Origin of the sequence: Bacillus sp. T2.9-1, from assembly GCF_950097965.1 — a bacterium.
Lineage (GTDB): Bacteria > Bacillota > Bacilli > Bacillales > Cytobacillaceae > Niallia > Niallia hominis.
Window position 1 is genome coordinate 35864 of the sequence record NZ_CATNHG010000119.1, and the last position, 23696, is coordinate 59559.

25 protein-coding genes and 1 pseudogene are annotated in these 23696 nt (G+C 32.5%); 21 read left to right on the plus strand and 5 right to left on the minus strand.

Annotation, left to right across the window (positions count from 1 at the left end; translation table 11 throughout):
- Positions 1 to 219 precede the first annotated feature (219 nt).
- From QQZ16_RS17810 to QQZ16_RS23310, 18 genes and pseudogenes are all read left to right on the plus strand, one after another.
- A complete protein-coding gene (locus QQZ16_RS17810) occupies positions 220 to 966 on the plus strand; it encodes a YveK family protein (protein ID WP_284561574.1) in 747 nt (248 codons plus the stop codon).
- Positions 953 to 1660: a CpsD/CapB family tyrosine-protein kinase gene (locus QQZ16_RS17815; RefSeq protein ID WP_284561575.1), complete on the plus strand. Its 708-nt coding sequence runs from the start codon at positions 953 to 955 to the stop codon at positions 1658 to 1660. The genes QQZ16_RS17810 and QQZ16_RS17815 overlap by 14 nt, the downstream gene beginning before the upstream one ends.
- A 120-nt stretch (positions 1661 to 1780) precedes the next feature.
- Complete coding sequence (locus tag QQZ16_RS17820; RefSeq protein ID WP_284561576.1) at positions 1781 to 2545, plus strand: tyrosine-protein phosphatase; 765 nt, start codon at positions 1781 to 1783, stop codon at positions 2543 to 2545.
- Positions 2546 to 2575: 30 nt separating this feature from the next.
- Positions 2576 to 3244: a sugar transferase gene (locus tag QQZ16_RS17825; protein WP_284561577.1), complete on the plus strand. Its 669-nt coding sequence runs from the start codon at positions 2576 to 2578 to the stop codon at positions 3242 to 3244.
- Positions 3245 to 4462: a hypothetical protein gene (locus tag QQZ16_RS17830; protein ID WP_284561578.1), complete on the plus strand. Its 1218-nt coding sequence runs from the start codon at positions 3245 to 3247 to the stop codon at positions 4460 to 4462.
- Positions 4459 to 5574: a polysaccharide pyruvyl transferase family protein gene (locus tag QQZ16_RS17835; protein WP_284561579.1), complete on the plus strand. Its 1116-nt coding sequence runs from the start codon at positions 4459 to 4461 to the stop codon at positions 5572 to 5574. The genes QQZ16_RS17830 and QQZ16_RS17835 overlap by 4 nt, the downstream gene beginning before the upstream one ends.
- 38 nt (positions 5575 to 5612) lie before the next feature.
- The gene (locus QQZ16_RS17840) at positions 5613 to 6728 is read left to right on the plus strand and encodes a glycosyltransferase family 4 protein (protein WP_284561580.1); all 1116 of its coding nucleotides are present in this window, start codon (positions 5613 to 5615) and stop codon (positions 6726 to 6728) included.
- Positions 6725 to 7639, plus strand: coding sequence for a glycosyltransferase (locus tag QQZ16_RS17845; protein WP_284561581.1), 915 nt, complete (start codon positions 6725 to 6727; stop codon positions 7637 to 7639). Before QQZ16_RS17840 ends, QQZ16_RS17845 begins: the two co-directional genes overlap by 4 nt.
- Positions 7640 to 7700: 61 nt before the next feature.
- A complete protein-coding gene (locus QQZ16_RS17850) occupies positions 7701 to 9002 on the plus strand; it encodes an O-antigen polymerase (protein ID WP_284561582.1) in 1302 nt (433 codons plus the stop codon).
- 70 nt (positions 9003 to 9072) lie between these two features.
- Positions 9073 to 10350 (plus strand): hypothetical protein, encoded by a 1278-nt coding sequence (locus QQZ16_RS17855; protein ID WP_284561583.1) that lies wholly within the window; start codon positions 9073 to 9075, stop codon positions 10348 to 10350.
- An 8-nt stretch (positions 10351 to 10358) separates the two neighbouring features.
- Positions 10359 to 11237 carry a glucose-1-phosphate thymidylyltransferase RfbA gene (rfbA, locus tag QQZ16_RS17860; RefSeq protein ID WP_284561629.1) on the plus strand — a complete coding sequence of 293 codons (879 nt, stop codon included), beginning with the start codon at positions 10359 to 10361 and terminating at the stop codon, positions 11235 to 11237.
- Positions 11238 to 11258: 21 nt separating this feature from the next.
- Positions 11259 to 11825 (plus strand): dTDP-4-dehydrorhamnose 3,5-epimerase, encoded by a 567-nt coding sequence (gene rfbC, locus QQZ16_RS17865; protein ID WP_284561584.1) that lies wholly within the window; start codon positions 11259 to 11261, stop codon positions 11823 to 11825.
- A complete protein-coding gene (gene rfbD, locus QQZ16_RS17870) occupies positions 11822 to 12676 on the plus strand; it encodes a dTDP-4-dehydrorhamnose reductase (protein ID WP_284561585.1) in 855 nt (284 codons plus the stop codon). The genes rfbC and rfbD overlap by 4 nt, the downstream gene beginning before the upstream one ends.
- Position 12677: 1 nt before the next feature.
- Entirely contained in the window at positions 12678 to 13697 is a 1020-nt protein-coding gene (gene rfbB / locus QQZ16_RS17875) for a dTDP-glucose 4,6-dehydratase (RefSeq protein WP_284561586.1), read from the plus strand.
- A gap of 60 nt (positions 13698 to 13757) precedes the next feature.
- Positions 13758 to 15128 carry a sugar phosphate nucleotidyltransferase gene (locus QQZ16_RS17880; protein ID WP_284561587.1) on the plus strand — a complete coding sequence of 457 codons (1371 nt, stop codon included), beginning with the start codon at positions 13758 to 13760 and terminating at the stop codon, positions 15126 to 15128.
- A gap of 46 nt (positions 15129 to 15174) precedes the next feature.
- Positions 15175 to 16341 carry a nucleotide sugar dehydrogenase gene (locus QQZ16_RS17885; RefSeq protein WP_284561588.1) on the plus strand — a complete coding sequence of 389 codons (1167 nt, stop codon included), beginning with the start codon at positions 15175 to 15177 and terminating at the stop codon, positions 16339 to 16341.
- Positions 16342 to 16904: 563 nt separating this feature from the next.
- Positions 16905 to 17783 carry an aldose 1-epimerase family protein gene (locus tag QQZ16_RS17890; RefSeq protein ID WP_284561589.1) on the plus strand — a complete coding sequence of 293 codons (879 nt, stop codon included), beginning with the start codon at positions 16905 to 16907 and terminating at the stop codon, positions 17781 to 17783.
- Positions 17784 to 17880: 97 nt separating this feature from the next.
- Positions 17881 to 18082: pseudogene (locus QQZ16_RS23310) on the plus strand (hypothetical protein); the annotation flags it as partial.
- Here the strand turns inward: QQZ16_RS23310 and QQZ16_RS17895 are convergent.
- Positions 18029 to 18988 carry an HD domain-containing protein gene (locus QQZ16_RS17895; RefSeq protein WP_284561590.1) on the minus strand — a complete coding sequence of 320 codons (960 nt, stop codon included), beginning with the start codon at positions 18986 to 18988 and terminating at the stop codon, positions 18029 to 18031. The pseudogene QQZ16_RS23310 and the gene QQZ16_RS17895 sit on opposite strands and share 54 nt — an antisense overlap.
- Before the next feature lie 1347 nt (positions 18989 to 20335).
- Between QQZ16_RS17895 and QQZ16_RS17900 the strand changes: the two genes are divergently transcribed.
- Together QQZ16_RS17900 and QQZ16_RS17905 are read left to right on the plus strand one after the other, a co-directional pair.
- Positions 20336 to 20602, plus strand: coding sequence for an AbrB/MazE/SpoVT family DNA-binding domain-containing protein (locus QQZ16_RS17900; protein WP_051641024.1), 267 nt, complete (start codon positions 20336 to 20338; stop codon positions 20600 to 20602).
- A 4-nt stretch (positions 20603 to 20606) separates the two neighbouring features.
- Positions 20607 to 21005 (plus strand): type II toxin-antitoxin system death-on-curing family toxin, encoded by a 399-nt coding sequence (locus QQZ16_RS17905; RefSeq protein ID WP_031539831.1) that lies wholly within the window; start codon positions 20607 to 20609, stop codon positions 21003 to 21005.
- A 171-nt stretch (positions 21006 to 21176) separates the two neighbouring features.
- Here QQZ16_RS17905 and QQZ16_RS17910 read toward each other — a convergent pair whose 3' ends face one another.
- The 4 genes from QQZ16_RS17910 to QQZ16_RS17925 all read right to left on the minus strand — a co-directional run bounded on the left by QQZ16_RS17910 (position 21177) and on the right by QQZ16_RS17925 (position 22974).
- Positions 21177 to 21305: a hypothetical protein gene (locus tag QQZ16_RS17910; protein ID WP_284561591.1), complete on the minus strand. Its 129-nt coding sequence runs from the start codon at positions 21303 to 21305 to the stop codon at positions 21177 to 21179.
- A gap of 3 nt (positions 21306 to 21308) precedes the next feature.
- A complete protein-coding gene (gene hepT / locus QQZ16_RS17915; RefSeq protein WP_251629089.1) occupies positions 21309 to 21722 on the minus strand; it encodes a type VII toxin-antitoxin system HepT family RNase toxin in 414 nt (137 codons plus the stop codon).
- Complete coding sequence (mntA, locus tag QQZ16_RS17920) at positions 21715 to 22125, minus strand: type VII toxin-antitoxin system MntA family adenylyltransferase antitoxin (RefSeq protein WP_284561630.1); 411 nt, start codon at positions 22123 to 22125, stop codon at positions 21715 to 21717. Before mntA ends, hepT begins: the two co-directional genes overlap by 8 nt.
- A 624-nt stretch (positions 22126 to 22749) precedes the next feature.
- A complete protein-coding gene (locus tag QQZ16_RS17925) occupies positions 22750 to 22974 on the minus strand; it encodes a hypothetical protein (protein WP_284561592.1) in 225 nt (74 codons plus the stop codon).
- A gap of 165 nt (positions 22975 to 23139) precedes the next feature.
- Here QQZ16_RS17925 and QQZ16_RS17930 point away from each other — a divergent pair, with 165 nt between their 5' ends.
- A complete protein-coding gene (locus QQZ16_RS17930) occupies positions 23140 to 23652 on the plus strand; it encodes a type 1 glutamine amidotransferase domain-containing protein (RefSeq protein ID WP_284561593.1) in 513 nt (170 codons plus the stop codon).
- The last annotated feature ends 44 nt before the right edge of the window (positions 23653 to 23696 follow it).

Genomic DNA, 23696 nt, shown 5'->3' on the forward strand with positions numbered 1-23696 from the left:
GAATTCAGTATAATCGTTTCATTTAAGTATACCGATAATTTACAAGTATGTAGGAAACTTCTCCCTTTTTTGAAAAAGAGATAGGAAAAATGTCAATTAATTGGTATAGTAAGTAACGTAGTAAAGCAAATCTATTAAAATTATGACAAGAAATGACAGTATATGCAATGATATATGATATAATATTTTTAGTTTTTTATATTTTTCTAGGAGGAAGTCATGGAAGAAACGATTAGTCTAAAAGAATTATTCGACACACTTAAGAAACGATTTGCCCTTATTATCTCTATCACTTTAATCGCAATGATTGTAAGTGGGATAGTAAGTTATTTCATTATTACACCGGAGTATAAATCTTCAACACAAATTCTTGTCAACCAAAAGAAAGAGGAATCATCAGCTGTCATTAATTCAGGTGAAGTACAGGCAAACGTACAAATGATTAGCACATATAGTGTGATTCTAAAAAGTGCGGCTATCTTAAATATTGTAAAAGAAGAATTGAATTTAGATATGAGTGTTTCAGAATTGAATAGTAAGATTACTGTGGAAAGTGCGCAAAATTCACAGGTAATGACTCTAGCTGTTACAGATGCTGATCCAACAGTAGCTTTGCAAATTGCCAATAAAACGGCAGAAGTGTTCGAAAAAGAAATTAAAAATATTATGTCCATTGACAATGTGACCGTATTGCCACTTGCGGAAGATCAAGAAAATCAAGCACCAATCAGTCCAAATCCACCATTAAATATTGCGATTGCAGCAGTAGTAGGGTTAATGATTGGAGTCGGTTTAGCCTTTTTACTAGAATACTTAGATAATACAGTGAAAACAGAACAAGATATTGAGAAACTACTAGATTTACCAGTATTAGGCGCCATTACAACAATTGATGAAAGCCATGAAGCGAAGTTAAGAGGCGTTCAAAAAGGAAGAAGTAGGGGGGATTTACTTGGCAACAAGTAAGAGAAGCAAAAAAGGCGGTTTAGCCTTAAATAGAAGAAAACTTATTACAAAGTATGATCCGAGATCTCCTATTTCTGAGCAATATCGAACAATCCGTACAAACATTCTTTATTCAAGTATTGATGAAGAGATACGTTCTATCTTAGTGACATCTTCTGGACCAGGAGAAGGAAAATCAACAACGACAGCCAACTTAGCGATTGTTTTTGCGCAACAAGGAAAAACAGTACTACTTGTTGATGCTGATTTACGTAAACCAACTGTTCATTACACATTTAACTTGAATAATTCATCTGGATTAACATCCGTTCTAACGAATCAGTTAGGTTTAATGGAAGCTGTTCATGAAAATGAAGAGAAGAATCTGTATGTTTTACCTAGTGGTCCGATCCCACCAAATCCTTCTGAGCTATTGGGTTCCCGTGCGATGAATCATTTCTTAGAGAGAGCTCTAGAGGAGTTTGATATTGTCCTATTTGATACACCACCAGTATTAGCCGTTACAGATGCACAAGTGCTCGCTAATCATTGTCATGGAAGTATATTAGTAGTTAGTAGTGGAAAAACGGATAAAGAAGCGGTTGTCAAAACGAAAGAAAAGCTATCAGCGACTTCAGGGAAAATATTAGGAGTTGTCCTAAATAATAAAAAAGCGGACAAAAAAGGTGACTATTATTACTATGGAACAAATTAACAAGTAAGCAAACGAGATTCGACAATCTTCGCTATTTACGAATGAATAGTTCAATGTTACTATTTTTGAAGTGTTATAGGAAAATAATGATAGATTACAAAAATAGAGAGGTGTAGCACAATGATTGATATTCACTGTCATATATTACCTGGGATTGATGATGGAGCAGCGACAATAGAAGATAGCGTAGCGATAGCAAGAGCGGCTGTTCAAGAAGGAATAACAACGATTATTGCTACACCTCATCATAAGAATAACAAGTTCAGTAATCCAAAATCTTCTATTCTTACAAAAGTAAATGACTTAAACACCGTTTTAAAAGAAGAAAATATTCCTCTAACGATACTTCCAGGACAGGAAGTAAGAATTTATGGAGAAGTGTTAGAAGATTACTATAAGGAAGAAATTCTAACACTGAATCATACTAAATACCTTTTCATTGAGTTTCCTTCTTCCTCTGTTCCACGATATGCAGAGAGATTGCTGTATGAACTGCAAACAGAGGGAATCATTCCAATTATTGTTCATCCAGAAAGAAATAAAGAATTGCAGGAGAAACCTGATCTTCTTTATCAATTTGTGAAAAATGGGGCGCTTACGCAAGTAACGGCTTCTAGTGTTGCTGGGTACTTTGGGAAGAATGTGAAGAAGTTTTCCGAGCAGTTGATTGAGCATAATTTAACACACTTCCTAGCGTCAGATGCCCATAATGTCCATAATCGTAGTTTTAAGATGATGGAAGGTTTAGATATGGTGGAAGAGAACTTTGGGGTAGATTATGTTTATCTTTTTAAAGAGAATGCGGAATTGCTTTTGGAAGATAAGAATGTGATGAAGGAAATCCCTGAACGTATACAGAGAAAGAAGTTTTTGGGGATATTTTAAGTGGAATAAATTAAGAATGGAGAGGTAAATTTGAATATAGGCGAGAATTCGTATCAAAAAAGCGCAGTAAAAAGACAAAGTAAATTAATTTATAGTGTTCTTAAGAGGGGAATTGATATTATTGGTTCTTTTATCTTGTTAGTATTAACTCTTCCGATATTTGTGACTATTTCCTTTTTATATTTATTCGGTGAGAATAAAGGACCTGTTTTTTTTAGACAAGAGAGAATAGGGTTGGATGGTAAAACTTTTTATATTTATAAATTTAGATCTATGATCGTAAATGCAGAGGATAAGTTAAGAGCAGACAAAGAATTATATAAAAAATATATAGAAAGTAGTTATAAGTTAGAGCCTGAAGAAGATCCACGCATTACTAAGGTAGGTGCAATCTTAAGATCAACTAGTATTGATGAAATTCCACAATTATTAAATGTTTTAAAAGGTGAAATGAGTCTTGTTGGACCAAGACCTGTGATCAAAGAAGAGCTTGTTCAGTATGGAAATAGAAAAAATGAATTTTTATCAGTTAAACCAGGAATTACAGGTTATTGGCAAGTTAATGGAAGAAGTAGTGTGGATTATCCAGTTAGAGCAGATTTAGAATTATTCTATGTAAGTAAACAATCATTACTTTTAGATATTAAAATCTTGCTTAAAACTATATTAATAGTAGTGAACAGAAAAGGTGCGTATTAAGTGTTAAGTAATAGAATTAAAAGTTTTAATTTACAAAAAATATATGTAATAGGAGATCAAGTATATACAGCAGCCTATAACTTTTTATTTGTTCTTATTACTTCTTTAATATTAAAACCAGATCAGTTTGTAGAAATCAACTATATTTTCTTGTTGATTATGTTTGTTGTTAATGTATGTAATGCACTTGTATTTCAACCATTTATGAGACAAATTAATAAAAATAAAATAATTACAAAAAACATTATATTATTCTCTGTTAAATATTTAGTAAGTATTTTTTTAATTTCTATGCTATTGCTATTTATATTGATGGGGATATTTGATTTAACTTTTTCAACCTTGATGTTAGGCTTTCTATGGTTAATTCTTATTACATTCTATGAGTTTACAAAAAGAATTAATATGATAAAGGGAAATTGGAAAAGTAACTTTAATGTAGGTCTTACATTAAATATATTAACGTGGGGAACAGTAATTTATTTACAACCTAATAGTAGCCTTAAATATCTAATGATTTGTATGATTATACTATTTATTTCTTGTTTAGTATTATTTTTATCATCTAAAAAATCATTGTTTGATAAGATTAATGTAGATAATGTGGTGGATGTAGGGGAATTTTTTAATAATGGAAAGATTCTTCTTGGTGGAGCAATTTCATTTTGGTTTATAAGTGGAGGCTATTTATTATTTTTATCATCATTTTTAAGTGTTGAAGAAATTAGCGCGTTAAGAATAATACAGAATCTTTTTAATGGGGTTTTAATATTAACAACTGCTTTAGATAACTATATATTGTCTGGAAATGGTAGGAAAATTTTTGAAATGAGGAGAATTTTAGTAGGAGCTCTAACTGCTTTTATTTTATTATATTCTGTAATTGTTTTTATAATTTCTAAAGTTATTTATACAACAAATTACGAAGTAGTTTATTTACTCCCTATATGGTTGATTTTTTATATAGTTTTAGGTATTTCTAGATTTCTAGTATCTATGATTAAATTTTTTTCTGTATCAAAGGCAGTATTTACAAGCCAATTTTATTCAATGTTAACTTTTATAATATTATTTGCGTTATGGTTATTTACTTCTGAACATGTAAATGTTTATATTGTTTCAATAATTTGGATACCTAGTATTTCCATATTCTTAATAATGAATTTAGTAGAGATGAAAAAGTTGAATTATATGTTAATATCGGAGGAGAAAAATTGAAGAAAGTAACGATTTTTGGAAGTGTAGGTTTTAATATTGGTGATGAAGCAATTGCAGTAGCAACTGCTAATAAATTATTAGAACACAATCCGGATTGGGAGATAACAATATCTACTATTAAAGAACAAGTAATAAATGGTAAATATGAAAATCTAAAAGAATTTAATATTAATCGTAACTCATTTAGTGGATGGAGAAAATTATATAAACAAATCGCAAAATCCGACTTAATATTATTAGGTGGAGGTACCATGATTCAAGATAAGTTAGGAATTTCCTTAATGAGAGGAATGATTCCTTATATGGTACAAATTCTATTTATATCTAAGATACTAAATAAAAAAGTTATCACTTTGCCTATTGGTGTTGATAAATTAAATACTTCACTTGGAAAGAGAATGGCTCCTTTATTTTTACGATCGGTTGACCAATTGTTTGTTAGAGATGCTAATTCTTTAAAGTATGCCGAACTTTATACAAAGAAGGCGAATATTGGGGAAATTAGTGCTGATCCAGCTTTTTTTCTTGATTTAAAAAGTGATGCTTTTAAAAGTTCTGAAAAGAAAGAGAGTTACATAACGATATCCTTAGTTAATGAAAATCTTAATAAAAACACTTTTTTACCAGCTGTTTCCAAAGGGATTGATTGGATATTAAATGAAACTGATTATAGTATTCATTTAATTGCGATGGACAGGAGAGAGATTGAAGAATTAACTTTATTTCAGGAACTTATAAATGGTATTGATTCAAAATTTATTAATAGAATTCAAATCTTTGATATCAATTCAGATGTTTATCATGTAACACAAGAATTAAGGAATTCAAAGTTATTAATTGGAATGAGATTACATGCATTGATATTAAGTGTAGGATATACAAGTTTAATAGGTTTAAGTAGAACTACAAAAACAGAAAACTTTTTAGAAGAGTTCAAGATTGATTATTTTGATTTGAATAAAGGTGAAATAGATTCAAACAAATTAATTAGATTAATTGAATCAAAAATAAAAAATGAGCTCGATAGAGAGGATCAAGATAATACTTTGGAAATTTTAAAAGAGAAAAAAGATAAATATCAAGAATTTGTAGATGTGATTTCTAAAATATAAAACATAGTAATTTTAAAAAAATTTAAGGATGGATTAATATGAAAATAGCGATTAATGCAACAATTCTAGGAGAAAAGCCATCCGGACTTGGTGTATATACAATAAATATTATTAAAGAGTTTGTAAGACTAGCTAAAAATGAAGAAATTATAATATATACATCTAATCCGGAAATTTTAGGGGACTTAGATAACGTTAAAGTAATAAAAACTTCCAAATATCTTATGCCTGAATATGGGAAAATCGCAGGCGGCTTAAGATTTTTATGGTCTCAATTCATTATGCCAATTAGATCTAAAAGTGAGAAAGTGGATGTTCTATATTCGACAACTCATCATGGAATGTTTTTAAGCAATATAAAGCAGATTTTAACTGTACATGATTTATTACCTATTATTTATCCTAAACAACATAAATTACAATATTATTATTTTAAGTATATACTACCAATTTTGTTGAAAAAATCTTATAAATTGGTGACAGTATCTCAAAATACTAAGAACGACCTTAATAAAGAGTATGATTATGAAAAATCTAAAATTTTCGTTGTTTATAATTCTTATGATAAGGAACATTTTAAAAGTTCCTCAGACAACAAGTTTAAAGAAAAATATGGAGAGTATGTACTGTTTTTAGGGGCATCCTATCCTCATAAAAATCTTATTAGAACTATTAAAGCCTTCAATAGCTCAATTATATCAGATAAACATTTAAAATTAATTGTAGCTGGTGGTAGAAAAGATTATAAAGAAACGGTTAAACAATACTTTAGTAACAGTGAGGCTTTGAAAGATGTAGTGTTTTTAGATTATATACCATACAATGATTTGCCAACACTTTATTCTAATGCATCTTTGTTTGTTTATCCCTCATTATATGAAGGCTTTGGTATACCACCGGTAGAGGCGATGGCTTGTGGATGTCCAACTATTGTTTCAAACACTTCTTCACTACCAGAAGTATGTGGTAGTTCCTCGCATTATTTTAATCCAGAAAACATGGAGGATATTAGTAAATCTATAGAATTTGTATTAACTGATTCTAATGTTAGAAAACACTTAATTGAATCGGGATATCAAAATTGTGAAAGATTTAGTTGGAAATTAAGTGCAAATGAAATTTATAGAATAATAAAAGGAGACCAAGCATCTTGAAAGTATCCTTTATAATTCCTACTTTAAATGCCCAAGACACTATTATGGAAATTTTGAAGATATTAACTGAAGAATTCAAGTTTGAAAAAGAAATAATTATATTAGATTCTCAATCAGAGGATAATACAGTTTCAATAGCTAAAAAACATGGGGCCAAGGTAGTTGAGATTAAGAGAAGTAAATTTAATCATGGAGGGACGAGAAATCTTGCCATAAACATGGCATCAGGAAATATTTTAGTCTATTTGACACAAGACGCAATACCAAATGGCAAAGATGATATAACAAACTTAGTCAAGCCATTATCAAATGAAAAAATAGGTATGTCATATGGTAGGCAAATTCCACATCTTAATGCAAAAATATTCGGAAGTTTTGCACGGTATCAAAATTATAGTGGAAAAAGTGAAACTCGGAGTATGAAGGATAAAGATAAATATGGGATTAAAACTGTTTTTTGTTCTAATTCTTTTGCTGCCTATAAAAAGGAAGTATTGCAAGAAGTAGGTGGATTTCCAACGGATATAATATTGGGTGAAGATACTTATGTATGTGCAAAAATGTTATTAAAAGAATATTCGGTAGCATATGTTGCAGATGCCATTGTTAGACATTCACATGATTATACAATAATCCAAGAGTTCAAACGAAATTTTGATATTGGGGTATTTCATACAAACGAAAAATGGCTTCTGGATAATTTTTCTAAAGCTGAGGGAGAAGGGCTTAAATTTGTTGTATCGGAAATTAAATATCTTTTTCAACAAAAAAAAGGCTATTTAACTTTATTAGCTGTTATAAGAAACTTTTCAAAGTTGCTAGGATATAAATTAGGGAAATATGAGAGAATATTACCTGTTAAGATGAAACATAAATTTAGTATGTATAAAGTATATTGGTCTTCCAAATGAATTTAGTAAGACATTATCAATATTCTAATTATATTTCAGTAAATTAGTTGGTGAAAAATAAATGATACATGTAAAATTAATGATATTATTTGGAGCGATAATATACTATTTAGGATTATATTTTGTTTGGTTTAATTATAAGAATATAATCGCTCATTTAAATGTTGGGAAGTTAATAATCGCTTTTATATTACCTGTGCTATTTATAAATAATACCTTTGAATATTTTGATTCAAATATAGTTGAACTATATGCTTTGATTTTTTTTATTGGAGGATTATTTCATTTAATCGGTATTATTTTAGGAGGGAAGAGTAAACGGATTACATTATTTTCGGGAAACTCCGATACTTTTAAAATTCATATTGAAGATTTTTTGGAAAAACATTCAAAGTTAATATTTCGTTTATTTCTTCTAGCTATAGTAGGAATAATTATTGCCTTTCTTGGAATGGGCTATGTTCCGATTTTTACAGATGATCCATTAACTGCAAAATTTTTTAGAGGTCCTTATAAAGAATCGTATGATAAGGTAAAAATAATTTATAGAATTTCTTATTTTATAATTATTACTTTTATTCCGTTTATTTTGGCATTATATGTAAAAAGTAAAAAGAAATTATATTTATGGATTTCTTTAATTGCCTTAATTCTGATTTTTATGACTTTAACTAGGGCTCCACTAGTATCAGGTTTAATTGCTTTTATTTTTTTATTATATTCAAAAAATAATAAAAAGGCCATAATGCTAATTATAATGTATACATTTATCATAGGGTTTGGATCAATTTCTTATAAGTACCTATTTATGATATTAGGATTGGCTCCCCCAGCTTTCTATTCAGGGAGTTTTCTTGAAAATGTTGTTAAAGGAATGCCAGATTTGAATGATCAGTTATTGTTTTTAACAAAGTTTACAGAAATGGGAAGTCCATTTACAAATGGTATGACATTTATTGGAGCTTTAATTCCTAATAATTTCCCTTTAAATCCTAGTGTATGGACGTTAACTATTATGAATGGAGGTATATCGGATATATCTAATATTGCTTCCGGAGGAATTAGATTACCTGTCTATATTTGGGGATATGTATCGTTTGGCTGGATAGGAGTTATTCTAGTTTCATTAGTATCAGGTTTCTTTTTAGGAAATTTATTTAGGTTTTTTAAATATTCAATGATTAATAGCAAGGATATTTATTATAAAACTTTAATTTATATAATTACTAGTTTTATTTATATAGAATTAGCCAACTTTTATTTGTTTAGTATGTATGATGCAGCAGTTATAATTATTTTAATAATGACTCTTTATGCCACATCAATAAGAATTGGAAAAAAGAGAAAGATTGATGAAAGATAATTTTGTTCATAATAAATGAGGCATTTATAAGTACTATTTTAAATTATTTTAAAAAATTATGGGTGATTATTTGTTTAAAAGACTATTCCTTTTAATTAATTTAATATTAATTTTAGTGTTTTTAACTTTCACTGAATTGAAACAGAATATTAAGACCTTTATTAATATTAATGATTTTATTCAAAATAACCATCATGACTATACAAAAGAAATCCAGGATGTTTTATCCAATGGAAATAACAGTGTTATCTTTTTTCCTCCAATAGAGGGAGTTTATAGAATAACAGACACTTTAATTTTGCCGAAAAACGTCACCATTTTTCTGGGAGATAGCATTACCTATGAAGGAGAAGTCGCAAAAAATTTATTTCGTGCTAAAGAATTTGAAAATATAAAAATTATTTCTATAAATAATGCTTCTATTGATGGTGGAAACGTAAATTCTACACTAAAACCTTCCGATGGAACTAAATCAAATTCAGGTGGAGTATATCTTAGTAATTCATATAAAAAGGGATCTATAAGTATAGAAGGTGTCAAAATAGAAAATACATTTGGTCCTGCGCTAGTTATAGACAATGCAAATAGTATTAAGATTAACTCATATACTGCAAAGGATATAGGTAGAGGAAATATTAATACAAAATATGCTGGTGAATCTTTAGTAATTAAAAATTCTAACAATGTGAATGTAAATGGCTTTACTGCAATTAATACCACCGATGGCATGGGAATATTACTTTCTGAAAATGTAAAGTTGTTTAATTTAATTTTTATTAATTGTGCAATAGGACCTTCGATATCAGCAAGCCAAAATGTTTTGATTGATAATGTAAATATCGTAAACCCCCTAATAAGGGGAATTGATAGTGTTTCTTGGAGCAATTTGTCTGATGATTTGAATTATGGTTCGAAAAATTTAATTATAAGGTCTGCTGTTATTGAATCTAATGCCATAGAAGTTGATGGGAACATGTATAGAGGGAATGGAATTGCAATTGATAGTACAGATAATGCAAGTATAGATGCGGAAATAAATGGAGCAAAGAATGCATTAACAATTAATAGGAATTATTTATCAAACAAAATTCTTCCTGAAAAAAATGGAAGTATTACTATAAATTTAAAGATTAATGATTATCGGGAAACTGGTGTAATATTAAGTGCTGTAGAAAAAATTACAGGGAAAATAGAATTTAATAATAATAATAACTTAACCCATCTTAATGAAAATGATATTAATTTTTTTGTAAGTAATAATGAAAACAGTATTAATGATATTAAAATGAAGATTAAAAAAAATAAAGATATATTCAATATAATAAATTTTTTTGAGAAAGGAAAGTGAAAATGAAAATGAAAGGAATTATACTAGCTGGCGGAAGTGGAACAAGGCTATATCCACTTACTTTAGTGACAAGTAAACAGTTATTACCTATTAATGATAAGCCAATGATTTATTATCCACTTTCTACTTTAATGTTAGCGGGAATCAAAGACATTTTAATTATTTCTACCCCAGAGGATACACCTCGATTTGAAGCACTACTTGGCGATGGTTCTCAATTTGGGATTACCTTACAATATAAAGTGCAACCAAAACCAGAGGGATTAGCGCAGGCTTTTATTATTGGCGAAGAGTTCATCGGGGATGATTCTGTTGCGATGATCTTAGGGGACAATATTTATTATGGTAGTGGAATGAGAAAACTTCTGCAACGTGCTGCTCAAAAGGAGAGAGGGGCAACGGTATTTGGCTACCATGTACAGGATCCAGAGCGTTTTGGGGTAGTGGAATTTAATGCAGATGGAAAAGTCTTGAGCGTGGAAGAAAAACCGGAAGCTCCTAAGTCTAATTATGCGATAACAGGATTGTATTTCTATGACAATCGTGTCGTAGAGATTGCGAAAAATGTAGAGCCATCTCATCGTGGGGAACTAGAAATTACCTCTATTAATGAAGCTTATTTGCGACTTGAAGAATTAGAAGTAGAATTACTTGGTAGAGGATTCACTTGGTTAGATACAGGAACCCATCAAAGTTTATTAGATGCATCTAATTTTGTTCGAACTATTGAAGACCATCAAGGTATTAAAATTGCAGCACTGGAAGAAATTGCTTATATCAATGGTTGGATAACGAATGAGTTACTTGTAGAATGTGGAAATTTATATTCCAAAACTGGCTACGGTCAATATTTATTAAAAGTGGCAAAAGGCGATATTAAATATTAACTAGATTTGAGGTGCTTTACCATGCAAATAACAGAAACATTTATCGAAGGGCTAAAAGTAGTGGAACCAAAGGTATTTGGAGACCATCGTGGTTGGTTTATGGAAACCTATAATGAAGAGAGTTTTAAAAAAGAAGGAATCGATATTCCATTTGTACAGGATAATCAATCCTTTTCGGCAACAAAAGGAACACTTCGCGGCTTGCATTATCAATTAAATCCAAAGGCACAAACAAAATTAGTCCGTTGTACAAAAGGGGCTATTTATGATGTAGCGGTTGATATTCGTGAAAATAGTCCAACATTCGGAAAATGGTTTGGAATTGAGCTTTCTGCCGAAAATAAAAAACAGCTATTAATCCCACAAGGATTTGCTCACGGATTTATGACGATTACGGACGATGTCGAAGTACAGTATAAGGTGGATAACCTATATGCTCCAGATTGTGATCGAGGCATCCTTTGGAATGATCCTACTATTGGCATTGAATGGCCACTAGACATCAAGCCAGTTCTTTCGGAGAAAGATGAAAAAGCTCCATTGCTGGAAGATGCTGAACACAATTTTACTTTTGGTGAAAATAAATGAAGATTTTAGTAACAGGCTATTCTGGACAATTAGGCTATGATGTTGTTTTAGAAGGAAAAAAACGTGGATATGAAATGATTGGTGTTGGACACAAGGAGCTGGACATCACACAGGAAGAACGAGTGCAAAGCTATGTACATACCGTGAAGCCAGATGCGATTATTCATTGTGCAGCCTATACGGCGGTGGATCATGCAGAGGAAGATAAAGAAACCTGTTTGGATGTCAATGTGAATGGGACAAAGTACTTGGCAGCTGCGGCAAAAGGGATGGATGCTAAATTTATTTATATTAGTACAGACTATGTGTTTGAAGGCACAGGTACCGAGCCTTTTACGGAAGAAGATGCAGCGAATCCTGTTGGTTACTATGGATTAACTAAGTATGAAGGGGAAAAAGCTGTTCAGTCCCTATTGGACAAGTACTTTATTGTTCGTATTTCTTGGGTATTTGGCATCAATGGCAATAACTTTATTAAAACAATGCTTCGTCTGGCAGAAACAAGAGACGAATTGAATGTAGTAGGGGATCAATATGGTTCTCCTACCTATACCTTTGATTTAGCGAAGCTTTTAGTAGATATGGTAGAAACGGAGAAATACGGAGTTTATCATGCATCGAACGAAGGATTTACGACATGGGCAGACTTTGCGAAAGGAATTTTTGAAGTAGCGGGAAAAAAGGTGAAAGTAAATAGTATTACAACGGAAGAATATCCGACTAAAGCCGTTCGACCAAAGAACTCTCGTATGTCAAAGGACAAGCTAGAGAAGAATGGCTTTACCCGCCTTCCTGCATGGCAAGATGCATTAACGCGATATATCGCTGAATTACAAGAAGAGGTGAACTAAGGTGGCAAGAAAGAAAGTATTAGTAACAGGTGGCGCAGGCTTTATAGGCGGAAATTTTGTACAATATATGGTCAAAAAATATCCAGATTACGATATTTATAATTTAGATTTATTAACCTATGCAGGAGATTTAACGAAGCATAAGGAAATCGAAAAGAAGGATAACTATCATTTCGTAAAGGCCGATATTGCAGATCGAGACGCAATATCAGCTCTTTTTGAAAAGGAAAAGTTTGACTATGTGGCTCATTTTGCAGCAGAAAGCCATGTGGACCGTTCGATTACAGATCCAGAAATCTTTGTCGTGACAAACGTTCTTGGTACGCAAGTGTTACTTGATGCAGCAAAAGCGATTGGTGTAACGAAATTTGTTCATGTATCGACAGATGAAGTGTATGGAGAACTAGATTTCGATCCAACAACCTTCTTTACAGAAGATACACCATTACAGCCAAATAGCCCATATAGTGCAAGTAAGGCGTCTTCTGATATGCTTGTTCGTGCTTATCACGAAACATTTGGTTTACCAATTAATATTACACGTTGTTCAAATAACTATGGACCCTATCATTTCCCAGAGAAACTAATTCCATTAACGATTTCTCGTGTGCTAAATGATCAAAAGATTCCTGTTTATGGAGACGGTAAAAACATTCGTGACTGGTTGCATGTATTGGATCATTGTGCGGCAATTGATTTAGTGCTTCATGAAGGAGCAAATGGCGGAGTGTACAATGTTGGTGGACATAACGAACGTACAAACCTAGAAGTAGTAAAAACAATCATTAGTACATTAGGCAAGTCAGAAGACTTAATTGAATTCGTAACCGATCGCTTAGGTCATGACAAACGCTATGCGATTGATCCAACTAAACTTGAAGCATTAGGCTGGAAGCCAACCTACACCTTTGAATCAGGGATTGCCCAAACGATTCAATGGTATTTGGACAACAAAGAATGGTGGGAACAAATCATTAGCGGCGAATATCAGAATTATTTTGAGAAGCAGTATACTTTGTAGTCAGTTACAAGGATTTAATACTCAGTAAAATAGTAGTTTTTATAAGATTGGAGAGTATATATGAAATTAGTATTGTTATCGGGTGGGTCAGGAAAGAGACTTTGGCCACTATCAAATGATGCTCGTTCTAAGCAATTTCTAAAGGTCTTAGAAGATAACAAGAAGCAACAAGTTTCTATGGTACAAAGGGTTTATAGCCAGTTAGAAGCTGTTGGATTAGGAGATTCTTCTGTCATTGCAACAAGTGCTTCTCAGGTAGATATGATAAAAAATCAACTTGGTGATAGAGTTTCTATTGTAATCGAACCTGAAAGACGCGATACATTCCCAGCTATAGCTTTATCAGCTTCTTATCTATATTCAGAGTGCGATACAGGTTTAGATGAAATTATTGGTGTATTACCAGTTGATCCATATGTAGAAAATGCATTTTTTCAAAAGGTTGCAGAATTAGAGGATGTGCTAATTCAATCAGATGCTGATTTAGCATTAATGGGAGTTAATCCAACATTTCCTTCTTCTAAATACGGATATATTGTTCCTAATGAAAATCATGAAAAATCGTATTTAAAGGTCAGTCATTTTAAAGAAAAGCCTAGTGAAGAAGAAGCCAAGAAATTAATAAAAGATGGAGCATTATGGAATTGTGGAGTATTTGCTTTTAAACTATCTTTTCTTATAAAAATGATAGAGGATCTTAATTTACCTACAAATTATCAGCAATTAAAAGAAAAATATGATTGTTTTAATAAAAATAGTTTTGATTATGAGGTAGTTGAAAAGGCAACAGAAATTATTATGTTACCGTATAAAGGGTATTGGAAGGACTTGGGTACTTGGAATACTCTTACTGAAGAGATGTCTACAAGTGTAATGGGTTTAGGAACAATTAGTGAAGACAGTAAAAATGTTCACTTGATTAACGAACTAGAAATCCCTATAGCTGTATTGGGTGGAAGTGATTTAATTGTTGCAGCTTCACCAGACGGAATATTAGTAAGTGATAAAGAATCTAGTCCGAAACTAAAAGAATTGATCGTAGATTTTGATCAACGACCAATGTATGAAGAACGAATTTGGGGCTGGTATAAAGTTCTTGATTTTGTTAAATACAAAGAAAGTAAAGAAGTTCTAACCAAAAAGATTTGTATCCATGCTGGGAAAAATCTTAGCTACCATTACCATCAGTATCGGACAGAAGTGTGGACAGTTGTAAAAGGTACGGGAGAATTAATCATAAATAATGAATCACGTGTAATTACTGCAGGTGATGTTATTGAAATTTCCCCCTATATTAAACATGCAGTTAGAGCAATAGACGAATTAGAAATTATTGAGGTTCAAAGAGGTACGAATATTATTGAAGAAGATATAAAAGAGCCGATTTTTTCTTGGGATGAGATTTTACTGACATTACAAGTAGGTAAATAGAACCGACAATTTTATCGAAGAATGAACGAAAGAAGGTAAAAAAGGTATGAGAATTACTGTTGCTGGAACTGGTTATGTTGGTTTGTCTAACGCTATACTTTTAGCGCAGAATAATGAAGTTATCGCTCTCGATATCATTCAAGAAAAAGTAGATTTAATTAATAATAAAAAGTCACCAATTATCGATAATGAAATTGAAGAATATTTAGCAAAAAAGGAATTAAATTTAATAGCAACAACCGATAATTATACTGCATTTAAAGATGCTGAGTATGTAATAATATCTACTCCAACAAACTACGATCCTGAAAAAAACTATTTTAATACGAGAACAGTTGAAGCCGTAATTGCAAATGTACTTTCTATTAATCCTGATGCTATAATGGTCATTAAGTCTACAGTTCCTGTTGGATATACAGATAAAATAAAAGAAAAGTTTGAAACAAACAATATTATCTTTTCACCTGAATTTTTAAGAGAAGGTAAGGCACTTTATGATAACTTGCATCCATCTCGAATCGTATTAGGAGAACAATCAGTAAGAGCAAAAGTATTTGCAGACTTATTAGTTCAAGGTGCAATCAAAGAAAATATTGATGTCCTCTTTACAAACTCTACAGAAGCAGAAGCAATTAAACTATTTGCTAATACTTATTTAGCAATGAGGGTTGCGTTCTTTAACGAACTTGACTCCTATGCAGAAGTAAGAGGATTAGATGCTAAGCAAATTATTGATGGGGTTGGCTTAGATCCAAGAATCGGAACTCATTATAATAACCCATCCTTTGGGTATGGTGGGTATTGTTTGCCAAAAGATACAAAGCAATTATTAGCTAACTATGAGGATGTTCCAAATAATATCATGACTGCAATTGTTGATGCCAATAGAACGAGAAAAGATCATGTAGCAGAAATGATTATTAAACAGAATCCAAAAGTTGTTGGTATTTATCGATTAACAATGAAAATGGACTCAGATAACTTCAGACAATCTGCTATACAAGGCGTTATGAAACGTATTAAAGCAAAAGGTATTGAAGTTGTTGTTTATGAGCCTGTATTACAGGAAGAAACTTTCTTCAATTCTAGAGTGATTAATGACTTTAATCAATTTAAAGAAATTTCTGATGTGATAGTTGCTAATCGATTATCTAGTGATTTAGCAGATGTTAAAGAGAAAGTTTATACTAGAGATTTGTTTAGTAGAGATTGATTGATAGAGTACTAGTATAGTATTTTAACGTTTATTGATACCTTCATCTAAAATTTAGATGAGGGTATTTTACTTGTGCGTCCCGGCATGTACATGAACTATAGGGTGCAAGTCCCGAACCCCGAATACAGAAATAGAGGTTAGCCAAAACTGTATTTGATAATTTAATATTGAGCCACTTTCCAGTAGTTCGGTAAGTGTTTTTGTCAATATTAAATTGAGCCATAGCGATCACTTCAAAAGGTAAGCGTCAAATAGGCCCCACCTATTAATTAGATGGGACCTAAGTTATTATTTAGATAACTTTTTAAATTCTTGGTCACAGTGACGCCCCGAAATATGTCGAAGATTGATAGAGAATTAGATTGTGTGAATGATAAACTTAAATAGTAGTTGGATATTGGAGGGGGTTGGCGTTTTTCCCTTTCCAATGGCGAACCGATAATAAATTCTTGCTGCACAGTGAGGCACTGAAAAATCTTGTTTCAGGTTAAAATAAATATATAATAAGTATGGCTTATAAAGAGTAAAGTAATCTTACAGAAGAGAGGTAATAGAAGACAATGGTTGAAATAGAGAATGATTGGCTGAAAGTAACAATCAAAAATGATGGGGCAGAGGTATGTAAAGTACAACATAAGGAAAATGGATTAAACTATATGTGGACTGGAGATAGCGCATACTGGGGACGGGTGTCCCCGGTTTTGTTTCCAATTGTTGGTCGTTTGAAAGGGGATCGGTATATGGTAGAAGGACAGACCTATCATATGTCACAGCATGGTTTTTTACGTGATGTTCGTTTTAGCGTGGCTTCTCAGACTAAGGATAGAGTATCTTTCTTATTTGAATCGGCTGGCAATTTTAAGAACATATACCCGTATGAGTTCAAGGTGCTTATTCATTACATACTACAAAAAAATGTACTAACTGTTACCTGGGAGGTAATTAATGATAACGAAGGAGAGATGTATTTCTCTATTGGAGCACATCCTGCTTTTAAGATTCCATTATTGGAGGAAGAGACAATCGAGAATTATTCCTTAAAGTTCTTCCCAGCTAAGAATAAGCATGTTATGGAATACGAACTAAAAGAGTCACTTCTATTGGAAAAAGGCCCTGCGGACGATGTTGAGGCTATTCAGTTATGCCCATCGTTATTCGTAAATGATGCCCTTATTTACAGTAATATCGACCGAATCACCCTTACATCTAATATTACAAATTGTGGTGTAGATGTAATGTTGAAAGATTTTCCCTTCGTTGGTATTTGGTCTAAATACGAGGAGACTGATGGCAGTTTAGCTCCTTTTGTATGTATTGAACCGTGGTATGGTATTGCTGATAGGCAGGACTCGACGGGAAAGTTAAAGGAGAAATTTGGTGTAAATAGACTTGCTCAGGAAGATAAGTTTCGGGCACAGTATAGTATACGGTTTATTTAGGAGATAATTTGAAGGGATTTAGTAATCAGTAGTTTCGAACTTACGAAAGTCCATTATATGAAATTCATGGTAACAGTAACGCCTCGACAATCTTGTCTTGTTCCATAGAAGGCTTTATGGAAAAGAGGGAATGTTAGAAGTCAGCCGCTTTATCTACCTTAACCCAGTCGAGGCGAGAATGGTTAAACGGCTATCCTTGGAGTAGCTATCAATATGATAAGGAGAAGAATTCCACAGTTACAGTATCATTTAATAATCAATTCATACTCTTTCTTAAGCTCGCCTATTTTCGCCAGTAATTCTTTTCCTTTCACATCTTCATTCAATTTTTTCCCATCAGTCACCATAGGCGTTTTATTGTAGACTTTTCTCACTCCGAAGCTAATCCCATCGCCTGTAATGGATGATTGAATATTAATTTTTCCAGGAAAATGTATTAATAGATTCATTAATTCTTTTACAATAAGATTATTCGAATGGTTCAAGATGTTTAGTAACTCATAATCAGTTAAAAAAGCAATAGCAGAATCAACTGTACCCTCGAAATGTAGACTTATTGCTTCTGCAAGTATTCGATCAGCAGCTAATAAATGGGGAGATAGAAATAACTCATGATCCATTAAGGCCAATTCCATTATGTAAAGAGCTGTTTCACAATCAGCTATTACTCCCTTTTTGGAACAATTAATAGAACTCAATACATCTTTGGGGAGTCTATCTATTCCTCCGTTCATATAAGTATCCCTAAAAAAACTGTCTAAGTGATCCAGCCCCATTATCTCATCCGTTCCTGTGAGTTGATTTTGTGAGTTTAAAAAGTCTATCACTTCTAAAGAAGTAAGATTAATTTTATTCAATATACTTTCTATTTCCCAATCTTTTACGTATTTTTCAGTCAGTTCATGATGATTAAATCCTAACGTTCTTTCAACTGAATGGGAGAAAGGTAAATGGCCAATGTCGTGTAAAATAGCAGCAGCTCTAGCTAAGTTATCATTAGGAAAAAAGGAAGCTGTCAATTTCCAAACACCTATCGTATGTTCATATCTAGAATGGACTACAGGTGATATCAGCGAGCCTGCCCCAAAATGGGATAATTGCTTTAATCTTCTTACATAACTCGTATTAAAAAGGTCAACTTCCCATTCATTTAATTCAACTTCTGGATATAATGGTTCGTTTATATAGCTATAATTTTCTAGCATAATCAAATCCCCCTTGAGAAAAAAATTATTGGTATCTTATTTAGTAGATATGAATAATCTTGGTGCCCTTTGCGGAATGGCAAGTCAATTATAAGAATATTAAAACCTTTTGTATCATGTTTCCTTTTTAACACGCTCATGAACTCATTTAGAAGAACAAGATGTTATACAGAAAGCAGTTATAAAACTTCAAGTTTAAAAAGTCGATAGAACAAGCTATCGACTTTTTGAAAGCAAAAAATGGAGAGGTTTAAATTTAAGATGGCGGAATTCTATTTAGCTTGTGATTCATTGAAAATATAAGCAGAACTAAAACAAGTGATTTTGGACTTTTATATTAATTAGTCCTTTGACTTATCCTTTTCCATCTTTTCACTATAGTAAAAAAATGCATTATAAGCAAGAAAGCCAGCAATGCCTAGTACACCTACAACCGTTACGATGAAAATGCTCATTCTCATTAAACCTCCATTCCTATTGCTAGTATATGAATATTTATCACGAAAACGCGGAATTACTGTAGAATTCTGAAATGACTGACTGTTTATAATTATAACAAATTTATGGAAACAGAGATGCCATAAAAAATTATGTTTCATGGGAGGGGGATAGATTCTTGGTCACAGGGACGCCTCGGAATTTGTCGAAGATTGATAGAGAGTTAGATTGTGTGAGTGTGATGAACTGAAATAGCAACTGAATGGTGTAAGGGTGGTTGGTTGTTGATTTTTAATGGTGTTGCTTGCTGCTTGGTTTGGGCAATATATTCAAGTGGGACCGAAAATTATTTCATTTTATTATTTACAATTTTTTTATATACTACCTTGTATATTCAAATCGTACTAGAAAAATCAGAGAAACTGCTGTTTATTTTAAAAGCTTATTAATTCAAATTAAAGAATCAAAAAAAGAAGATAAGCGCCGAACCAAAAAATGCTCTAAATAAAGGTATGGTTACTTTTCCCCGAATTTATACATGTGTACTAATAGGGGCTCGCTGCACAGGGACGCCCCGAAATATGTTGAAGATTGATAGAGAATAAGATTGTGTGAATGATAAATTGAAGTAGTAGTTGGATATTGGGGGGTGTTGGCGTTTTTCCTTTTCCAATGGCGAACCAAGATTTAAAAAGTAGACAATTGTAACCGTCAAGTAGAAATGGTTCTTACGCTAATTAGATGAAGTGCACCAAACAAATAAAGGTACACGTTTATGTTTACTTAAAACAATGAGTAAACAACTCACTATACATGTACTTTCAATTAGTATATTATTACGTTATAACAGTATTACGTAATAATTGTATAAACGGTAAGATGCTTGCATATAATAAGGAGGAGAACAAAATGGCGGTGACTAATGTGGAACGTAAAATTGTACGTATCGGCAATAGCCTTGGTATCACATTACCACAAGAAGTGCTTGATCATCTGAAGGTGAAACAGGGCGATGAAATCAAGCTACAGCTTGAGAAGGATGGTACCGTATCCTTTAAACGACAAAAGAAACTGAATTACGATGCGTTAGATGGTATTGACCAGGATTTCCTTGATGGTATGCAGGAGTTATTCGAAAACTACGATCAGACGCTCAAGAATTTGGTGGATCGTTAAATAAATGGTCAGGTATTTACATCAAAAAGAACTCATCCTCATCAATGCTATGTTAATTAAAAGATACAGTCCTGGAGAGCAAATGGGGGTTAAGGACACAGCACTATTGGATAGTGCCATCAACCGGCCAAAACAAAGTGCTTTTGGTGAAGAAGCTTATCCTACCATCTGGTTAAAAGCTGCCGCATTATACAGCAGCATTGCCCAAAACCATGCTTTCCATAATGCAAACAAAAGAACTGCGTTTGCTGCAATGAAGCAATTTTTATGGGTAAACAGCTATCAGTTCGTTGCCCCTCAGAAAGAGGCAGAGGACTTTACTGTAGAATTGGTGGCAACAAAACCACCGATGGATATTCAGGAAGTTGCTAAATGGATTGAGAAACATGCAAAAGAAAGATAAAAGGTATACGTAAATGTTTATGTTTGCGTATACCTTTTATCTTAATTACTCAACTATCGCACCTTGAATAAAGATCCTGTTTCTTGAGGTCACAGGAACGCCCCGAAAAATCTTGTTTCACAGGTATGTTTCACTTTGATTTGTCGATTGATATTCATTTGGAACGGAATATCAATCGACAGAGAGGTGATAGTTGGACCGTACTTTCGCTGTTTTCCATTTAGACGTTTTGTAAGGTTGGGATGGTAGAGGGGAAAGTGCGAATTTCTCCTCATCCTCTGGTGTAGTCACTGTGACCATGAATTAATGATTCTCCTCCAATTGTAAAATCACTTTCGTAAAAACTATAAAATCATTAATGTGTTTTTCTAGAATCGCCTCTAATATATCTAGCTCTAACGTCTGGTAGTCATGTACAGCAATATTTCGGAATCCGACCATATTCATCAATGTATTTGCTAAGCTTTTTTCAATTAATCCAGCATTTAGTAGCAATTTAAATGCTTCACGACTCGCTTTTGGTACTCCAAGCTTGCGTTTACTGACAATATGCATCGCTAAATCGATGCTCGCCTCACAAGCACGTTGAATATTTAAAATGATACTATCCTGTTTTGTAAAGTCCGTTAAGTTTGCAGGATTGTCCTCGTACACTTCATGAATACGTTTAACACAACGTTCAATTGTTGTCGCTTTATTTAAAATAACATCATTCATTGCCGAATACACTCCCTCTTTCTTTGATCGCACTAATAATTGTAGCACGCTGCTCACTTAACGTAGCATACATGCTATAAGCACGCATTTTTTGGCGTATAAATTCGTTCTCGTCATGTATATAAATCGGATTGCCTTGCTCAAAAATCTGCATTGTAAATACTGTATCGCTTTGTTTAATGTCGACTAAATCGACTTCCCGACCGGCAATTGCAGCAAGCTCAGAAGCGAGCATAAAACGTTCATAAGATGATAGCTTCTTGTCACTGAAATAAGCAAGATCGATATCACTTGCATCATATGTCGTGCCTTTAGCGAATGAACCAAATAGAATGACGAAGGCTGGGTTTGTTTCTAGAATGATTTTATCAACTAACTTCTTTTGTAATTCTTCTTTTAGCATGCTTATCACCGTCCTTTCTCATATTATAAAGCTTATAAGGATAAACCGCACATATAGGGATAGGGACATGGGGTCAGGTTCCTTGTCCCAAACTCTAGAGATACACCTAGTTCTTGGTCACAGTGACGTCCCGAAATTTGTCGGAGATTTATAGAGAATTAGATGGTATGAATGATAAATTGAAATAGCAGCTGGATATTGGAGGTGTTGCTTTCTGCTTAGGAAAGGGGGGATAATCATAGAAAGATTTCTTCGTGGAAGGATTACGGCGAGGTGATTTTACCACGCTTGCCATATTTTTTACTAGTCTTCGCCAATAAATGTATCACATAGCGGCAATTCGTTTCCTATGTATAGTAAAGTCCAACAGATTACGCAACAAACTGTAGGATTTTTTTCATTGTTTTTTTCTAGGAATTGAATATCTAAATATTCGTTTATAAAAGAAAAAGCATTGACTATTAAAAGAAATGCTAATGTTTTGAAAATGTATTTTCAAATGAAGTGAAGTAAACGACGTCGAAAAAGTAAAAGTGTCAAAATTAAATGAGTGAAAAAATTTAAATTTTTTGTACTGACATGTAGACATTTTTAGTATGTATTAATCATATAGTTTTACCTCATTTATAATTTAATAGTTACCCAAACTTTATAAATAAATGAATCCTCAACTTTTACTCCTGGACGAATACTGAAACTTTTTTCTGAATGAACAACAAAATCAGGATTAGAAGCTAGAAAAAATGAAAGAGCATATGCTATTTTATAATCTGGTGTTATATATCCATTTATTGTTCTACCATGTATTTCGTTAGCTAGAGAATTAGCCCATACCTCTGATTCTCTCACAATCTAACTTTCTATCCATCTTCGACAAATTTCGGGGAGTCACTGTGACCAAACACTAAAAGTAACTTTTTAGTAACTACCGCACAAAAATGTGCATTCTTCAAAATTGAAGTACGATGGTTTATCATGAAATAGTAACAAAATTTTAAAAAAGGGTTGATCTAAATGAGTAAGAAAATCGCTGTACTTGTGACAAACCTTGTTGAGGAAATTGAATTGACTGATCCAGTAGATTCTTTTGTAAGTGCTGGTCATGTGGTTGATTTAATCGAGGAACGCGCAGGCAAAGATATTACTGGTAAGAACGGGGTTAATTTTAAAATTGATAAAGGAATCGATGAGGTTAAGGCTGACACCTACGATGCACTTTTAGTGCCTGGTGGATTTTCACCAGACTTACTTAGAATTGATGAAAGAAATGCTGCTTTTGCACGCTCTTTTATTGAAGCAAAAAAACCAGTGTTCGCTATCTGTCACGGACCACAGTTCCTAATCGATACAGATTTATTAAAGGGCGTAAACGTTACTGGCTTTACATCAATTCGTAAAGACTTGATTAATGCAGGGGCAATTTTTAAAGATGAAGAAGTTGTTGTTGATCATAATATTGTTACAAGTCGTACTCCAGATGATCTTCCCGCTTTTATACGTGAATCAAAAAAATTATTGAACAACTAATGTGAGGTGGCCAGATTTTTACAACTGGCCACTTATCTTTTTAA

Bases quoted from the DNA above. Each gene is read 5' to 3' on its own strand.
- QQZ16_RS17840 (WP_284561580.1), top strand. From the start codon at position 5,613: ATGAAAATAGCGATTAATGCAACAATTCTAGGAGAAAAGCCATCCGGA.
- rfbC (WP_284561584.1), top strand. From the start codon at position 11,259: ATGCAAATAACAGAAACATTTATCGAAGGGCTAAAAGTAGTGGAACCA.
- QQZ16_RS17910 (WP_284561591.1), bottom strand. From the start codon at position 21,305: ATGGTCACAGTGACTACACCAGAGGATGAGGAGAAATTCGCACTTTCC.
- QQZ16_RS17895 (WP_284561590.1), bottom strand. From the start codon at position 18,988: ATGCTAGAAAATTATAGCTATATAAACGAACCATTATATCCAGAAGTT.
- QQZ16_RS17880 (WP_284561587.1), top strand. From the start codon at position 13,758: ATGAAATTAGTATTGTTATCGGGTGGGTCAGGAAAGAGACTTTGGCCA.
- QQZ16_RS17890 (WP_284561589.1), top strand. From the start codon at position 16,905: ATGGTTGAAATAGAGAATGATTGGCTGAAAGTAACAATCAAAAATGAT.
- QQZ16_RS17900 (WP_051641024.1), top strand. From the start codon at position 20,336: ATGGCGGTGACTAATGTGGAACGTAAAATTGTACGTATCGGCAATAGC.
- QQZ16_RS17820 (WP_284561576.1), top strand. From the start codon at position 1,781: ATGATTGATATTCACTGTCATATATTACCTGGGATTGATGATGGAGCA.
- hepT (WP_251629089.1), bottom strand. From the start codon at position 21,722: ATGAATGATGTTATTTTAAATAAAGCGACAACAATTGAACGTTGTGTT.
- rfbD (WP_284561585.1), top strand. From the start codon at position 11,822: ATGAAGATTTTAGTAACAGGCTATTCTGGACAATTAGGCTATGATGTT.
- mntA (WP_284561630.1), bottom strand. From the start codon at position 22,125: ATGCTAAAAGAAGAATTACAAAAGAAGTTAGTTGATAAAATCATTCTA.
- QQZ16_RS17930 (WP_284561593.1), top strand. From the start codon at position 23,140: ATGAGTAAGAAAATCGCTGTACTTGTGACAAACCTTGTTGAGGAAATT.
- QQZ16_RS17885 (WP_284561588.1), top strand. From the start codon at position 15,175: ATGAGAATTACTGTTGCTGGAACTGGTTATGTTGGTTTGTCTAACGCT.
- QQZ16_RS17810 (WP_284561574.1), top strand. From the start codon at position 220: ATGGAAGAAACGATTAGTCTAAAAGAATTATTCGACACACTTAAGAAA.
- QQZ16_RS17850 (WP_284561582.1), top strand. From the start codon at position 7,701: ATGATACATGTAAAATTAATGATATTATTTGGAGCGATAATATACTAT.
- rfbA (WP_284561629.1), top strand. From the start codon at position 10,359: ATGAAAGGAATTATACTAGCTGGCGGAAGTGGAACAAGGCTATATCCA.
- QQZ16_RS17905 (WP_031539831.1), top strand. From the start codon at position 20,607: ATGGTCAGGTATTTACATCAAAAAGAACTCATCCTCATCAATGCTATG.